The organism is Streptomyces sp. NBC_00582, from assembly GCF_036345155.1.
Lineage (GTDB): Bacteria > Actinomycetota > Actinomycetes > Streptomycetales > Streptomycetaceae > Streptomyces.
In genome coordinates, this window is record NZ_CP107773.1 from 281,288 (window position 1) to 296,487 (window position 15,200).

Genomic DNA, 15,200 nt, shown 5'->3' on the forward strand with positions numbered 1-15,200 from the left:
AAGGCCGAGCAGAAACGATGCGAAAGGCGCAGGCGGTCGGGGTTCGGCCCGGTGGCCCGAAGATGACGCGGGGCCCCGGCGTCACCGTGAGACGAGGAGCGCCCCGTTGGACTGGGAGATTGTCATGCCTTCGCTGCGAAGGAGCGTGGAGCACAGGGACCGTAGCCCACCGGCCGACCATGGCTCAGCGTGTCCGAGGCCGGTTTCCGAAGCCAGGTCCGGGGACCACCACGCGACGGTGACGGCCTCGCGCCGTGACTCGACCAGGACTCCACTCCCCTCGCACGACCGCCGGTCGGCGAGTCGTACGTGGGGAGCCAGGATCGCCAGCACCTCTCGTCCGAGGTTCTCGTGGCTCTGGCCGGGGGGCCCGGAGCGTACCAGTGCACCGAGCGGCCGGTAGACGGTGTGGTCGTGAGGGTGATGGACGATCACGACGGCGCGTCCGGGGCCTGCCAGGCTCCGGCTGTGTCCGACAGCCACGCAGAGCTTGCGTACGTCCCGCCCACGGACGGGAGGTGCGCCGCGGTGGGCAGAGCGAGGGCTGGGGTCCGCCGCGTAGTGATCATCCCGGATGAGGGTGAGTGCATGCGTGACGTCGCTCATGCGCTGGGAGATCTCGCCGGCCCCCGGGTCGCCGCTGGCGGCGTAGCGCCACAGCGTGGCGACCGCCCGTGCGGCCGGTGCCAAGTCGGCTTCGTCCACCGTGGGTTGCGCCGAGCTGTTCCTGATGAGCCAGTCGATGACTTCTCCCGCGTACGGCGCGGAAAACGGGGCGCCTTTGAGGAGTTCCAGGAACTCCAGTGCTTCGGGTTCGGGCAGGCGAGGTTCCGTCTGCATCACGGATCTCCTCGGAGGTTGGGGCCAAGGCGGTGCGGGGGGCTTCCCTGATGTTCCGGGGAGCCCGGCGGCGCGACCTTGACGGTGGCCAATGGGGAGCGGGCTGCCTTCCGCCCGCCCACACGTCCGAGAGTACAGCAATATTTCCAATTAAGCAATGTTCAGCAGAATTGTTGGGAACTCCCGTAGTCGCCTTCAGCGGGACACGGAATTGCGGCAAATCTTTCAGAAGAGCGCGTTTGTTATCCCTGTGGAGGCTTTCCCTCCGCCTCCGGTGCTCCTCGTGAGAGGCGTCGGCGGATCTCCGAGTAGATCGTCTCCCGATACCACATAGGCTCGAACACCTCAGGGCGCTTCCGGTCCTTTGGAACGCGGTCTGGGGCCGCAATCTGTTCGCGCAGCAGATACGCCTGCATTGTGCGCCGCTGTGCAGGTTTTCCGCTGAGCGCGTTGCCGCGGATGACGCCGTATTCGCTGATGCCCAGCAGGTCCTTGGGATGCCCTTCGGGGAGGGGCTTCACGAACTGGGGTTCACTGCCGGCGTAGGCCGTCCACACCCGGGTCCTGTTCGCACGCACCCACGCGTCCACCGCCGCCTTGTCCCAGCGACCCTTCGACACAGGAGGAGGGAAGGCGGTCGCCACGACTTTGCCCTTGGCGTCGCGCCGCTCCTTGGCCTTGGTCCACACATCCACGGCCTGATAGCTCATGTTGAATCGCTTGGCCATCTCGGAGCGGCTCTCGGTGGCCGGCGCAGGACGGGCAGCAGCCGCCGGCTTGACCGCCTTTGCGCTGGGAATCCTGACGGCTGAGACCGCCTCCGACTTGGGCGGCCAGTACTGCGGCCGCATCGCCTGCACCCAGGAGTCGACACGGTCGACGTCCCGCAGCCCATCGTCGTCTGCGGCCGGAAAGGTGATCAGCTTGATCCAGGCGGCGATGTCCTTCGGTGATGCGCCGTACCGGGCACTGATTCCCGCGTCGTCGATGCGGCGACTTGTCATGGACGGTCCTTGAGGAGAGGGCTGGTGGTCGTCGAACTTACTGGTCGTCGTCCTGCGGGCCGCTGTCGGCCGCGGCCTTCGCTGCAGAGCTGCGGCGGCCGAGCGGCCGGAGCAGGTACGGCAGGGCGGTCTTGGACGTCCACATCGGCTCGTCGACCGCAGGCGTCTTGCCGTCGTTCGGGAGCCGATCGGGCCGCGCCAGTACGCCGCGTGAGATGTACGCCCTGAGAGTGGACTCAGCGGTGGGCTTTTTGCGGCCCTGCTCGCGCGCGTCGAGTTCGGCGATCACCTTGAGGCTGAGGGGGCCTGGGTTCTTCTTGAGGTACCGCTCCAGGAACTCGCTCGGCTCGCGGAGCTCGTGTGCGGCCGGCGTAGCGGGAGCCGCCTTCCCTCGCGACGCCTGCCGCGGTGTGGCGAGGAAGGGCAGGGCGGCCTCCGGGGTCCACATCGGCTCGTTGACCGCGGGCTCCTTGCCATCGCCCGGAACGCGGTCGGGCCGTGCCAGCTTGCCCTGCGAGATGTAGACACGCAGGGTCGACAGCGCCGTCGCCTTCGGCCGGCCCTGTTCCCGGCCGTCCAGCTCGGCGATCTTTTCGAGAGTGAGCAGGCCCGGGTTCTCCTCGAAATACTGCTTCAAGGACTCGCTCGGCTGCACCTCAGCGGACTCGTCCTCGGCGGCCTTCGCCGGGCTGCGCCTGCTCGCGGGTCGGCAGAGGTACGGCAGGGCAGTCTCGGGCTCCCACATCCGTTCCTCGACCGCGGGCTCCTTGCCGTCGCCCGGAACGCGGTCGGGGTGCGCCAGCTTGCCCTGCGAGATGTAGATCTTGAGAGTGGTGAGCGCGGTCGGCTTACGCCCGTGCTCCTGGCCGTCGAGTTCGGCGATCTTTTCAAGGGTGAGCAGGCCAGGGTTCTCCGCGAAGTACCGCTGCAGGAACTCGCTCGGCTCCCGCTGTTCGTCGCCACCGCTCTTCCGCCGGACGTTGCGCCGACGGGTGATGTAGGTGTAGGCCGTCTCCCGGAACCACATGTCCTCCTTCACTTCCGGCTTGCCCCCATCGTCGGGGCGCCGATCGGGCCGGGCGAGGTCGCCCTTGGAGATGTAGGTGCGCAGGGTCGCGATCGGCGTGGCCTCGCGGGAGAGGAAGTTGCCCTCAAGCTGTCCGATCAGTTTGAGCGGCAGGAGGTCCGTCGCATCGCCGGCAGGCAGCGCGGTGGCCTTCTGCTTCTGCTTGGGGTGAGCCGCGACCCAAGCCTCCGGCTTGTGCTCCAGGACCCACTCGTCGACGGCTGTCTCGTCGTACAGCTGGGTCTTGCCCCAGCCCTTGTCGAGGAAGCCGGGAAACGTCGGCTCGAGCGACCAGGAGGCCGCGGTCGAACCGCCCACCTTGTATCGCTTAGCGATCTTCTCGAGAGTGGTCTGCTTGATCTTTGAGTTTGCGGGAATCATCGTCTGCTCCAGGGCCTGCGTGGCCTGATCGTCTCCTGCCGGCGGAGTTGAGGTGCCGGCGAGTGATGCTGTTGTACGTGGCCAGCGGCCCCTTCCCACGATTCCGCCAGTAGGCCGGAATGACGCAGGGAGAGACCAGGCTCACAACGTACAGCGATACATGCAATTAAGCAATTCACGGGCGTGTCGGGGTTGACTCGTCCATGGGACGGCGTACGAGCGGGCCCGGGAGCATGTGCTCCGGGGCCCGCCCCAGGTGTCGTGCCGACGCAGTGCGGTCCTGTGCCGGCGCGTGCGGTCGTTTGAAGTGGAAGGTCAGGAAGCGAGGTCAAGGGCGGCTTCGGCGGCGCGCTGCCGCTTCTCCGCGAGCTTCTTGTCCAGCGCTCGCTGCAAGCTGGAGAAGGTCTCGCTGCCCTGCCGTTTGAGCAGCATCGGGATCCGGTTGGCTGGGATTCCGACCATGTGCGAGTCGCTCAGCACGGACAGAAGGTCTGATTCCGTCTGATCGGTATAACCTGCTTCCTCCAGCTCCGCGACACTGGGAAATACGTCGGCGTGGCGATCGGTTTCCAGATCGAGCAGCTTGTCCTCCTTTCCACCCAGGCTGTAGCACCACAGAAAATTCTTTGGCGGATTCGGCTCGACCAGCCGCCGGAATCTGGATACGGACTTCGTGTAGCAGTAGAACCAGGTGTCCTCAGGCGCATTCCGCATGATTCGCAGCCACGCCTCAAGATATTCGTCGGAGAAAAAATCACCGGAATCGTGCAGCCTGATCCATTTTCCCCGGTACCGCTTGTGGCGGAGCTCCTCCGCCATCTGGACTTCCCAGTCGGCGAGAGCGTGCTTCACCATCCACATGTTGCGCTCGTGCGCCGCCAGCACGACCGGCCACCGGTAAGTGCCGACCCGGGCGTAGCACAGCTTCGCGCAGGCCCCGGCCTCCGGGCAGGCGTTGTATGTCGTGCCGTCCTGGAAATGACCTCCCCACGCCGGCAGCGGCCAATTGAAGATCCCTTCGGCTCGCAGCTGCCGGTTCTGGGTCAGGAGCCACCGGCGCGGCTTCGGCGGCGTGGTGCGGGATTCGTCGGTCGTTGTGTCGGTGCTCATGTCGTGCTTTCCGTCTGGTCACAATCCCCGGCATCGGCCGGGCAGTTGGCGTGGGGCGCGGCACAGGCGTGCACCCCGAACTTGGTGATGCCGCCCGGCGTCATCAGCGCCAGGTACGCGAGACCGAGGTCCAGTTGGGTGCCGGCCTCGGCGGTGTGCTTCGTCTTCTGGAACTGGAGGGCATCGCCGCGGCTGCCGATGGCGGTGGCCGCTTTCGCCCGGAGCGGATCCAAGGCGTGGGCCGGCATGCGGCACACCTCGAGCATGGCGATCGGTAGCGCGAACAGCAGGTGCTCGGCGAGCCCGTCGTGGAAGACCTGTTCCTTCTCGGTGAGCCGGCGGGGAGCCGGCACCGTGACGACGGTGATGTGTTGTTCGGCCTGCGGGAACGGGGAGGACGAGCGGGTCATCGGTGCTGCTTCTATCTGGTTCAGTGCGTGGTCTACGGGTCGCCGTACACCGCGGGTCGGGTTGCTGTTCGTGGGTCTGGCTACTCGCGCGAGATCGGACAACCGTCGCGGTGGGCGGGTGACGTGCGGTAGTGCGGGGATTCAGCGAGGTTCGGCGCGTTGTTGAGCCAGTCGCCGTAATCGGCCAGACTGCCGATGCGCACCGTGGGCACGGGCGCCGCGCACTGCGGGCACGGAGCGATGACGCTCAGGGTGAAGCACCGGTCGCTGTCGTACGCCGCGAGGAACTCGCGGGGGTCCGACCCTTCCGAAATCCGAAGCCGAACGGCCTGGCCAATGGAGCCTTCACCCAGGTGGTGGAGATCGTCCGCCCTGCTGGTGACCGCGACCCACTGTTTCAACCGGAGCACCTGGCGCAGCATGCTCCTCGCGCGCTCAGCGGTTGCGAAGGTGGCGTATAGAGACGACCCGCTGCCGGCATGGCCTGCTTGACCACTTCTCGACCGCTGACTGGCAGCGCGGATCGCTGCTTGGTCGAGCCGAGCGAGGCTGCGCGTGCTCATGATGAACTGCAAGGTCAACTCCGTTTGGCATGAGGCTGGTTGAGAGGGCGGGCCCGGACGGCCAGGGGGAGGCGCGCCCGGGCCCGGAGCCTCCGCCGCGCTGGGAGGGGGAGGCGGAGGCTGAGCCGCACGAGGCGGCTCCTTCACGGTGGTACGCGGGGCGACGGTCGAACACGATCCGCCGCGACATCTCGACTCTACAGTAGTAAATCCATTTAAGCAATAATGGGCGACTGTGGGGTGAGGGGTGCAGTCGAAGGCGAGAGTCGGCAAGCCCTCCGGCCTGCGCGTTATCGGTTCAGCCGTTTGAGCCAGCGGGCGCTTCGGGTCATCGAAAAAAGAAGCGGATGGCAGATCCGGGACTCCAAGGCGGGGTGCGAGCGCGAGACGCTCACCTCACCGACCTGCGCACCCGTCGGCAATCCCTCGCGTTTCAGGTTCACGCACTCATCGTCGGCGGCGCCTCATTCGGCACCCGTCTATTGCGTAATTGGATTTACTAACGTAGTGTTAGTGATCTCCGGGGGTGCTCAGCCTCCAAGCGGCAGTCACCTACAGACGGCAAGGGAAACCATGAGTGAACAGCACAAGATCGCCACGGTCTTCGGCACGGTCACGATCCGACGCGCTTCGACAGAGGAGATCACCGAGCACAGGCTGCGCTTCTGGCGGTGGCGCACGACGTACGCACTGAGCGGCCACGGTGTCGAAGGGCACGTGAATATCGATCCGCTGTTCGCTGACACGAAGTGCGCGGATCTGTTTCTGCCCACCGAGACCGTGCGGGAACTCGTGCCCTCCCGATTCGCCGTCCACTTCGGGCAGCACGGTTCCAAGCAGGCGAACGGTTCCCCGGTCAGAACGGACGGCGTCCTGATCATCGATGGGGTCGAGACGCTGTGCACCGGGTTGGAACTTGACCGGGGCGGGGACGCACGCGAGTTCACGGTCCAGCGAAGGACAGGGCCTTGGACGCACGCGGAGGCATCAGCCCTCGTAGCAGCGAAGACGCAGCACGTCATTCGCGCGGTGATCCAGGTGCATGAGGCGGATGAGGCGCTCGTGGGCCGGATGGACCGCCTGTACGCGCGTGGCGCGAAGTGGCGCCGGAAGGGGGCGCTCCAGGACCTACGCCAGACAGAGCAGCTGTCAGCGACGCTCCAGCAGCGGGCCGAGCGATTGCGGTCGTACCTGGCTGAATCCGACGCCATGGCGCACTCGACCGACGCGGATTCTGATGCCAGGAAGGCGTGATGAGCACGGGCTTCAGCTCCACCGTGACGGGATAGTCGGGCAGGCTCAGCGGCGCGGCCGCCGCTCCAGCCCCGCCCTGTCCAGCACACCCGCCGCGCGACCCGTAGCAGCCCCAACACCCGGGCTGCCAGGGCGGCCCCCTTCGGGATGCAGGTGGGCGAGGCCGGCCCGTCCGCTGCACCCGGAGCCGCCAGGGTCCCGGCCAGCACCTCTTCGATCTCGGCCAGCAGCAGTCGGGGAGAGCGGTGGCCGACGAGCCGACGTTCGTTGCTGGCCCTCCCGCGCAATCGGCTCACGGCAAATACAACGCGGACCCCAACAAATCAACGGTCGCGCCCGCCGCCCAGCGGGATCTTCGCACAGGATCGGTGCCTCCTCGACGGGTACGCCGACTTGGAGGGATTGCCCGGCGGGCCGCGTGAGCGGCTCATCCGCGCCGCGGTTCGGCACGAGCCCGCCCCGGTATTTTCAGGTGCTTGAATGCACTGCTCGACTCGGTAGAGGCCCGGAGTATGCCCCGTCCAATCAACCATCTGTGCCGCGTGCGCGACAACCGAAGGAAGTGCTGGTGAGTTACCTCCGAGGCTGCGACTCGTGCGGACAGGACTCTGCTGGTGAGCGCCGGGTGCGGTGCCGCCGCTGTGAGGGCTTTGTGCACCGCGACTGCCGTGACCTCACCGGCGTCTGTTACGGCTGCCGATGGCGCCAGGCCCGTGCAGGCGGCATCGCCGGCGACATGCTGCCGCCTCAGGCCGCCGGACCGGCCCCGTTCGCGGCCAATCTGCCCGCCACCGTCGCCCAGGGTCTGGCGCTACCGACTGTCGCCAGTCCGGAGAACCGCGAGGGGCGCAGCGACAACGAGGTCCTCGTCCTTACGGCGGCGGTGTTCGCCGGGTGGCGCATCGAGAAGCGCGAGGAGTACGGCACGATCCTGCTGAAGAAGCGAGGACGGGGCTACCTCCGGCTGACCTTCTCGATCTTCGGCCGAATCCTTCATGCTGCGACGCAGCGCCAATACCTCGACCCGACCGCCGCCCGCATCACCGCATATCTGGAGGAGAGGTGAGCAGGGCCCGCAAGAATTCGCCTGCGCCCGGCGCATACTCCTACGTGCTCGCACCCATCAGCTCATCATGGGCGAGCTGATCGTCCGGCCTCACTTTGTCGTCGGCACCGACGCCCTGCGCGGCCAGGGCCTGGGCGGCATCGTGGCGCAGGGCGGTCACGATCTCGTCCACCACCTCGACTGCTGAGAAACGTCAGCAGAAGTGAGAGTTGACAGCGCGTCTGGCCTGCGCGTTGTGACTTTGAGAGCCGTCGAACCAGTCGAAAGCCGGGGCGTCGAAGAGGTGAACGGTCGAGCCTCCCGGCATCCCCACGAGCCTGCGGACCTCCGAGCGGCACGGTCTCCGTGCGGTGAGCTTGCGGTCCCTCTCCCCCAGGGGTTCACAACCTCAAGTGCAATCTCGTGTTGAGCGGCGCACGATCATTTCCCGATAGTAGTTGCATAATTGGAAATGATGCTGTAGAGTTGAGTTATCAACGCCGGAGAAGGTCACCGGCGAGCAGTACAGAAGGGTGGCGAACGAGTTGTTCACCACTGAGCACAAGCCCGTCTTCGTCTATGGCACGCTCCGTGCCGGACAGGGCAACTACCTGGGCATCCTCCAGGGGACCACGGTTCAGGAGCGCCCGGCGACTCTGAACGACTACACGCTCTTCGGTGCGGGCGTCCCTTTCGCCGTCAAGCGAGAGGGCCGCATCGTCGTCGGTGAGGTCATGGACGTGGACGCCGAGCTGTGGCCCACGGTGCTCCGTCGCCTGGACCGGCTCGAAGGCTACCGGGGTGAGGGACGCGAGAACATGTACGACCGCAAGGTTCGTACCGTCACTCTCGCCGATGGCAGCACGGTCGAGGCGTACGTCTACCTCGCGGGCGAGTCGTCCCGCCGCTGGTTCACCGACGCTGACGAGATCCCCGGCGGGGACTTCGTCAAGGCGGAATCCCGGAACTCCCGGTAGTCCGCATCGCCACCGTACGAACCCCTGTCCGGGGCGGCGGATGGCACAACCCATCTTGAAACACCCGTCAGGCCGCGCGCGGCGCGGCCTGACGGCTTGAGCAGTACACCTCGGACCCTTCTGGGTGCCCGAGGCGAAGTAAGGAACAACCATGTGCGGTCTGTTCGGAGTTATCCGCAACCAGACCTGTGACCCCACTCGCGCGACCATCATGTGCGTTGCCCTGGGCCAGCTGGCCGAGGAGAGGGGTAAGGACTCGGCAGGGCTGGCATTCGCCACCTCCGCGACCAAGAAGCTGGACCGGCGCCCGGTCACCAACCGTCGCGACGTGACGGCGGGCGGCTGGCGGATCATCAAGGGAGCGGGCCGGTTCCGCGACGTGTGGAAGCCCGCCTACAACAGCGCGCTCGACGCGGCTCCGGTCGCTCTCGGACACACCCGCTGGGCGACCCAGGGCGGGACGACCCTGGTCAATTCCAGCCCGTTGCAGGTGGGTCAGCTCATCGGCACGCACAACGGAGACGTGGACACCTGGCCGCTCCGGTCGGACTTCGGTCTCCCGCGTCCGACCGGGGGTACCGACACTGAGGTCCTGTACCAGGCTCTCGATCAGGCGGGCGGGGTCATCCTGCCCACCCTCGACGTCCTGGAGTCCACCGTGGGCCGGGCTGCGCTGGTGTGGACCGACCGGCGTTGGCCGCAGCTGGTCATGCTGGCGCGCACGGCGGTGAGCCCGCTCTCTGTCGCTGTCGACACGGACGGAAACCTCTATTGGGCGTCCAACCCCGGGTGGTTCGACAAGGCCGCCCGTGCGGCGGACGTCTCCATCACGGAAGTCCTGATGGTTCCGGAGGGAACGCTGATGATGGTGGACTACTCCTCGGGGGCTCCGGTCCCGATCGACCAGCGGAAGTTCACCGCGACGGCCCGTGCCAAGGACGACCGTCTGGCGCACATCGTCGCCTACCGGGGCTTCAGCCTGGATGACCAGCTGGCCGACGAGGAGGTGTGTGGCCACCGGACGCTCCGGGAGCCCCAGCGGTCGCGGTCCGTGCCGCCGACGCTCTGGCTCTCGCCCAAGTAAGTCCACCGGAAAGGGGCTGGGGCACCGCATGTTGCGGTGCCCCAGCCCCTTTTCCCGTTGAGCACTCAGTACTGGCCGTTGTGCCAGCGGGTGCCGGCGAACAGCGCGGTGACCTGCGCTCGGTTCTCCTCCCGGCTGAAGATCCGGTCCACCATGCTGCGGAACGACCGCGTGGTGTTGGACCACGCCTCGCCGGTCAGCCGCCCACGGTGGCCGGCCGCAGCCGCGGCCTGGCGGTGGTGCCCGACGCGTTGCCGCGGCGGCGGCGCCGTGGTCCCAGCCTCCCGCAGGGCGGCGTTCGTCAGGCCGAGCGACACGTTGACCTGCGCCTGGATGGTCCCCGGATCCAGCGATCCGTCCCACATCCGGAACTCGGCGTGGTCGCTCTCCCTCCCGTTGACGGACTGGAAGTTCAGTCCGATGTGGTGACTGTTGTTGTACCGCTGGACGGCCGAGACCGAGGTGTAGGGGCTCGACGGCTGGTTGTTGGGAGTGCACCACTCCAGGCCGCGGTGATTGTCGCTGGCCGGGTTCTGGGCGATCCGGTAGATGACGTCCTCGTACCCGGCCACGGTGTTAATCAGCTGGTTGTGATTGGCGACGGTGTGGTCGTAGTCGGGGACGGCGACGTGGACATGGCCGCCGGTGCGGGCGCTGGCGATGCCTCCGTTGCGCTGGACGATCTCGCACACCTGGGCCAGGTTGTTCCACGTCTGCGGCTCGTCGTAGAGAATCGGCGAGACGATCTCGCCGGCGACGGTACCGTCTCTCTCCAGCCGCCAGGCGTTCGGGGCGTCGGTGTATCCCGCGTGCTGTGATGCGTGCCATCCATGCATGTGCGGGTCTGGCGCGATGCCGGCTGCGTGCAGTTCGCGGGCGATCCGCTGGTTGGCTTCCTGCCGCGCGGAGTGAGACATCGACGAGGGGTAGTCGAACTCGATCTCGACTCCGAAGGCACGCCCGCCTTCGCGCGCGCCCAGGCCGCCGGTGGCATTCTCCGTCAGGTACGGCACCAGCGCCTCGCCTGCCGCCCTGCGCTCGCGGGCCTGGTCATACGCCTCCTGGAAGGCGTCCATGTCTTCTGAGTAGGAGCGCACCGCGGGTTGGGCCGCCCGCTCGGCACGGGCCTGGTCCTGGGCGGCGATCGAGGCGGCATGTTCGGCCGCCACCTCGTCCAGGACCTCCTGAGCGGCGGCCCGGTCGATCGCCGAGCGGCCGCTCGCGCCGAATTGCTCCTGCACCAGGTTGGCCACCGCGGCCTGGTGGGAGCAGGTGCCGTCCTCGTCACCGGCGTGCATGTCGCCGCCAGTGCACCGCAGGCTCTCCGGGCTCACCTGGATCTGGCCGTCCGGGCCGCGGGTGACCCGAACGTCGCCCTCGATGAAGTGGCGCCCGTCCTCGTCGGAAACGCTGGCACCGAGGTTGACCAGGGCATCTTGCTCGTCGGTCACCTGTCCTTGGATGGTGTCCGGGTTGCGCGGCAAAAACAGCAGGTGGTCATCACCGCTGACCACGTAGTTCTGCAGAATCGGCTCGTCGACCCGACTGGTGTCGACGAAGCGCACCTCAGCGCGCTCCGGCCGCTCCTCAATGGTCAGCGGCGCAGCCTCAGCGACGAGCGTGTCCGTGCCCCGCGTCGGCGCGACACTGTGGTGCTGATGATCTATTCGGCTTCCCGACCCCACGTTCATTCCCCCCGCACGTTCGGCGGCAGCGCACCCTGCTCGGCCGCCAGGTGGATCACACCGGCCTGGTGGAGCGAAACCAGCAGGCTCCACTCGTCATCGGGCTCGATCCAGATCAGCGCCTCATCCGGCCCCTCGGGACGAGGCAGCCGACCGGCCGGCTTGTAGAACGTGGTCACCAGGACCAGCGGGACGGGGGCATCCCAGCGGCTGACCACCGGGGGCGTGTCCCGCGGGGCGAGAATCGCCTGCTGCTGCTCGGGGCTGCACTGCGCGAACTCTTCCGACGCCGCGAGCGCGGCCTGCAGCTGCACCTGGAGGCGCAGGGCCAGCCGGATGCGTGCGGCAGCCTTCTCCTTCGGGCTGATGAGTTCGGGGTATTCCGGGATCAGGCCTTCCATGAGCTCGGTCGGGGTGTCGGAGTAGCCGCGCCAGCTACCGCCGTCGTAGATCATCTCGAAGACGTAGTTGCTGCCGTTGTCCTTCTTCGGAGGGTCCAGCGGAGTGGCGGCGGAAGAGGCGTTGCGGGTGCGGATGAAGGTCATGGCATCTCCAGGGGGATTAGTGCCGCTGCCAGCGGGTCTGTTGGAACAGAGCGGTTGCCTGCGCCTTATCCTCAGGGCGCTGGAAGAGCGAATCGACCATCCGCCGGAAGTCCGCGGTGGTCGTGCGCCAATCGTCACCGGACAGCCGCCTACGTTGTCCGACGCCGGCCTGGCGCCGCTGCTCGAGATGGCTGCCCAGCTGCATGCGCGTGCCCGGGACGGTGGTGTCGCCCCGAACGGCCGCGGCCGCCATGCCCAGGGAGAGCTTGACCTGCGTCTGGATCACAGAAGGGTTGAGCGATCCGTCCCACAGCCGGAACTCGCCGTGCGCGCTCTGCCCGCCGCGCCGCGCGCCGCTCAGGTTCACGGCCATGCCGTGGTACGACTCGATCTGCGAGATTGCCGTATACCCCTGCGACGGGACCGGGTTGGGACGGCACCAGCGTGTACCGCGGTGTTGATTGCCCTCGGAAGCGGGGTTCTGGGCGAGCCGATACAGCACGTCCTCGTGGGCGGCGTACGTCTGCATGAGCCGGGTGTGGTTGGCAACGTCGTGGTCGTAGTCGTGCATACCCACGTGGACATGGCCGCCTGTGCCGAACGAGGCTCGGCCGCCGTTTCGCTCGATGATCTCGCAAGCAGTCGCAAGGTTCTGCCAGGACTGGGGCTCGTCGTACAGGATCGGCGAGACCAACTCGCCGGCTACCGTGCAGTCCTGCTCCAGCCGCCATGCGTTCGGCTCGTCGGTGTAGCCCGCCTCCAACTGGGAGTGGTAGCCGTGCTGCCGTGCCGTGCGGGACAGGCCCGCATCGCGCAGTTCACGGCCGATGTTCTGGATGGCCTGTCGGCGGTCGACGCCGGGGTCGATGTCGAACTCGATCTCGACACCAAACCCACGTCCGCCCTCACGCGCCCCAAGTCCGCCGGTGGCGTTCTCCGTCATGTACGGAACGACCTGCTCCCCGCGCTCCGCTCGCTCCCGCGCGGCCTCGTAGTCTCGCTGGAAGGCATCGAAGTCGTCGGTGTAGCTGACAGATTCGTTGGCCGGCCATTGCTCGCGAGCCTGCTCCTGGAGCGCCGCGGCCGCCTGATGCTCGGCCGCGACCTCGTCCAGGACCTGCTGAGCGGCCGCCCGCTGGACCGCACGGTCATCGGGGGAGAGACCCGCATCGGGCGGAACTTCACGCTGAGCGGGGACTCCGTTGCTGAGCGCTGAACGGAGAGCGTCAATCGCTTCGGGGGTGGCCAGAGTCGAGTCGGAGCTGGCCTGACGTATTCCTCCCTCGTCGTCTTCGGGCTCGGCGTCCGTGATGAGCCCGTGCCCGTTCCACAGGTCGTACTCGCTGCGAAGCCGCTCGCGCAGACCCCAGTACTCCAAGGCCTCTTCCGAGGTGGCGGCTCCGTTGTTGGCCTCCCAATCGGCCTGGATCTGCAGGGCACGGTCGATCAGTTCGCGCTGTCCCTCGGGCATGAGGTCGACCCCAGTGGCAGGGGCCTCGACGGTGAGCCCTGCCGCGGTGGTGGCGACGAGGTGGTGCTGGTGGTCGATTCTGCTGCCGGATCCCATGTGTCAGGCCCTCCTCACGGTCCGTCGGGTGGTGAGCCGCACAGAGCGGCCGGGGTCGGCGGAGCTTCTGCCGAGGTGATGCTGGTGGTCGATCCTGCTGCCGGACGCCATCGGTAAGGCCCCCTTTCGGGTCTTTGTTCGTCCGTCGTCCCCTTAGCGGGTCGGCGGTGTGGCTTGTGGCGACGAGTGCGAGCGCTACCAGCCCTGGGAGTCGGGCTGTTGCCAGCGGGTGACGGCGTAGAGCGCGGCTGCCTGAGCTCTCTCTTGCCTGCGGTGGAAGATCTCGTCGGTGAATCGACGGAAGCTGAGGCTGTTGGCCTCCAGGTCTCCGACGGTGAGCCGCTGATCGGGCCCCCATTCCTGGCGGTGTCGGCCCAGCGACATCGGCTCGCTCCGCCTGGATGCCTGTGGTCCCCCGCGGACTGCTGCGGCCACCATGCCGAGGGAGACGTTGACCTGCGTCTGGATGACGGCGGGATCGACCGAGCCGTCCCAAAGCCGGAACTCGCCGTGGTCGCTCCGTTGGCCTCGCGCTGCCGTGAGGTTGACGGCCATGCCGTGCCGGGCACGGCTGTGGACGTCCGGCAGGGACCGGTAGCCGCCCGAAGGCACGTGGTTGGGCTCGCACCAATCGGTTCCGCGGTGTGCGGAGTCGGGGGCGTTCCGGTTCGCCGCGAGCCGAAACAGGACGTCCTCGTAGTCGCCGTACATCTGCATCAGACGGTGGTGGTTGGCGACCTCGTGGTCGTAGTCGTGGAGGCCGACATGGACGTGGCCGCCGGTGCGCTCGCTGGCGCCGCCGCCGTGCCGTCGGACGATCTCGCAGACGGTGGCGAGGTTCTGCCAGGTCTGCGGCTCGTCGTACATGATCGGCGATACGATCTCGCCCGCGACGGTGCAGTCGTCCTCCAGGCGCCACGCGTTGGGGGCGTCGGTGTATCCGGCGTACTGCTGGGAGTGGTAACTGTGCATGCGCCTGTCCCGGGCCAGGCCGGCCTCGTGCAGGTCACGGCCGATGGCACGCAGCGCCTCGTGCTGATCGTCCCAGTCGCCGTCGGTGTCGAACTCGATCTCCACGCCGAAGCCGCGCCCGCCCTCGCGGGCCCCCAGTCCTCCGGTCGCGTCTTCCAGGAGGTAGGGCACCGCTTGCTCACCCTGGATCTCCCGGTTCCACGCCGCATCGTGGATCTCGCGGAAGGCCTCGAAGTCCTCCACGAAGCCGGCCTCAGGCTCAGTCGGCCATCGGTCACGGGCCTGCACGGCGAGCGCGGCCGATGCCTGGTGTTCCTCCAGTACTTCATCCAGGACCTGCTGAGCCGCGGTGCGCTGCAGGGGGATGCCCGCTGGCGGTTCACTGGCCCGGGGCGGGAAGCTGGGGCTCTCTTCCTCGGCCTCTTCGCGCTCGGCATCCTCAATGAGGCCGTGGCCGTTCCACAGGTCGTGCTCATGTCGGAGCCGATCACGCAGGCCCCAGTACTCCATGGACTCCTCGAGCGTGGCCTGCCCGTTGTTCGCCTCCCAGCTGGCCTGGATCTGCAGGGCCTGGTCGATGAGCTCACGCTGCGCCTCGGGCATGAGGTCGACCTCGTTGGCTGGGGCCTCGATGGTCAGCCCCGCCGTGGTGGCGACGAGGTGGTGCTGGTGATCGATCCGGCTGCCCGAGCCCATT

At 67.5% G+C, this 15,200-nt stretch carries 14 protein-coding genes; 4 read left to right on the plus strand and 10 right to left on the minus strand.

Going from position 1 to position 15,200, the window contains the following annotated elements:
• Positions 1–81: 81 nt before the first annotated feature.
• The 6 genes from OG852_RS50460 to OG852_RS50485 form a co-directional block, all read right to left on the minus strand.
• Entirely contained in the window at positions 82–840 is a 759-nt protein-coding gene (locus tag OG852_RS50460; protein ID WP_330351868.1) for a hypothetical protein, read from the minus strand.
• A gap of 242 nt (positions 841–1,082) precedes the next feature.
• Entirely contained in the window at positions 1,083–1,844 is a 762-nt protein-coding gene (locus OG852_RS50465; protein ID WP_330351869.1) for a hypothetical protein, read from the minus strand.
• 37 nt (positions 1,845–1,881) lie between these two features.
• Positions 1,882–3,291, minus strand: a complete 1,410-nt coding sequence (locus OG852_RS50470) for a hypothetical protein (RefSeq protein WP_330351870.1) — start codon at positions 3,289–3,291, stop codon at positions 1,882–1,884.
• A gap of 315 nt (positions 3,292–3,606) precedes the next feature.
• On the minus strand, positions 3,607–4,401 hold the full coding sequence (locus tag OG852_RS50475; RefSeq protein WP_330351871.1) for a GP88 family protein: 795 nt from the start codon (positions 4,399–4,401) through the stop codon (positions 3,607–3,609).
• Positions 4,398–4,811, minus strand: coding sequence for a hypothetical protein (locus OG852_RS50480; RefSeq protein WP_330351872.1), 414 nt, complete (start codon positions 4,809–4,811; stop codon positions 4,398–4,400). The genes OG852_RS50475 and OG852_RS50480 overlap by 4 nt, the downstream gene beginning before the upstream one ends.
• Positions 4,812–4,891: 80 nt before the next feature.
• Positions 4,892–5,386 carry a hypothetical protein gene (locus OG852_RS50485; protein ID WP_330351873.1) on the minus strand — a complete coding sequence of 165 codons (495 nt, stop codon included), beginning with the start codon at positions 5,384–5,386 and terminating at the stop codon, positions 4,892–4,894.
• 561 nt (positions 5,387–5,947) lie between these two features.
• Between OG852_RS50485 and OG852_RS50490 the strand changes: the two genes are divergently transcribed.
• The 4 genes from OG852_RS50490 (at position 5,948) to OG852_RS50505 (ending at position 9,734) form a co-directional block, all read left to right on the plus strand.
• A complete protein-coding gene (locus OG852_RS50490; RefSeq protein WP_330351874.1) occupies positions 5,948–6,628 on the plus strand; it encodes a hypothetical protein in 681 nt (226 codons plus the stop codon).
• A 568-nt stretch (positions 6,629–7,196) separates the two neighbouring features.
• Positions 7,197–7,694: a hypothetical protein gene (locus tag OG852_RS50495; RefSeq protein WP_330351875.1), complete on the plus strand. Its 498-nt coding sequence runs from the start codon at positions 7,197–7,199 to the stop codon at positions 7,692–7,694.
• Between the two features lie 524 nt (positions 7,695–8,218).
• A complete protein-coding gene (locus OG852_RS50500; RefSeq protein WP_330351876.1) occupies positions 8,219–8,650 on the plus strand; it encodes a gamma-glutamylcyclotransferase family protein in 432 nt (143 codons plus the stop codon).
• A gap of 151 nt (positions 8,651–8,801) precedes the next feature.
• Entirely contained in the window at positions 8,802–9,734 is a 933-nt protein-coding gene (locus tag OG852_RS50505; RefSeq protein WP_330351877.1) for a class II glutamine amidotransferase, read from the plus strand.
• Positions 9,735–9,799: 65 nt separating this feature from the next.
• On the opposite strand, the gene OG852_RS50510 is transcribed toward OG852_RS50505, so the two are convergent.
• The 4 genes from OG852_RS50510 to OG852_RS50525 all read right to left on the minus strand — a co-directional run bounded on the left by OG852_RS50510 (position 9,800) and on the right by OG852_RS50525 (position 15,199).
• Complete coding sequence (locus OG852_RS50510; RefSeq protein ID WP_330351878.1) at positions 9,800–11,419, minus strand: amidoligase family protein; 1,620 nt, start codon at positions 11,417–11,419, stop codon at positions 9,800–9,802.
• 2 nt (positions 11,420–11,421) lie between these two features.
• A complete protein-coding gene (locus tag OG852_RS50515; protein ID WP_330351879.1) occupies positions 11,422–11,964 on the minus strand; it encodes a hypothetical protein in 543 nt (180 codons plus the stop codon).
• A 16-nt stretch (positions 11,965–11,980) separates the two neighbouring features.
• Positions 11,981–13,531 (minus strand): amidoligase family protein, encoded by a 1,551-nt coding sequence (locus OG852_RS50520; RefSeq protein WP_330351880.1) that lies wholly within the window; start codon positions 13,529–13,531, stop codon positions 11,981–11,983.
• Between the two features lie 195 nt (positions 13,532–13,726).
• Positions 13,727–15,199, minus strand: coding sequence for a hypothetical protein (locus tag OG852_RS50525; RefSeq protein ID WP_330351881.1), 1,473 nt, complete (start codon positions 15,197–15,199; stop codon positions 13,727–13,729).
• Position 15,200 lies beyond the last annotated feature (1 nt).

Excerpts from the sequence above, each read along its gene's own strand:
- OG852_RS50520 (WP_330351880.1), bottom strand. The coding sequence starts at position 13,531 with ATGGGATCCGGCAGCAGAATCGACCACCAGCACCACCTCGTCGCCACC.
- OG852_RS50475 (WP_330351871.1), bottom strand. The coding sequence starts at position 4,401 with ATGAGCACCGACACAACGACCGACGAATCCCGCACCACGCCGCCGAAG.
- OG852_RS50490 (WP_330351874.1), top strand. The coding sequence starts at position 5,948 with ATGAGTGAACAGCACAAGATCGCCACGGTCTTCGGCACGGTCACGATC.
- OG852_RS50515 (WP_330351879.1), bottom strand. The coding sequence starts at position 11,964 with ATGACCTTCATCCGCACCCGCAACGCCTCTTCCGCCGCCACTCCGCTG.
- OG852_RS50470 (WP_330351870.1), bottom strand. The coding sequence starts at position 3,291 with ATGATTCCCGCAAACTCAAAGATCAAGCAGACCACTCTCGAGAAGATC.
- OG852_RS50465 (WP_330351869.1), bottom strand. The coding sequence starts at position 1,844 with ATGACAAGTCGCCGCATCGACGACGCGGGAATCAGTGCCCGGTACGGC.
- OG852_RS50525 (WP_330351881.1), bottom strand. The coding sequence starts at position 15,199 with ATGGGCTCGGGCAGCCGGATCGATCACCAGCACCACCTCGTCGCCACC.
- OG852_RS50480 (WP_330351872.1), bottom strand. The coding sequence starts at position 4,811 with ATGACCCGCTCGTCCTCCCCGTTCCCGCAGGCCGAACAACACATCACC.
- OG852_RS50505 (WP_330351877.1), top strand. The coding sequence starts at position 8,802 with ATGTGCGGTCTGTTCGGAGTTATCCGCAACCAGACCTGTGACCCCACT.
- OG852_RS50460 (WP_330351868.1), bottom strand. The coding sequence starts at position 840 with ATGCAGACGGAACCTCGCCTGCCCGAACCCGAAGCACTGGAGTTCCTG.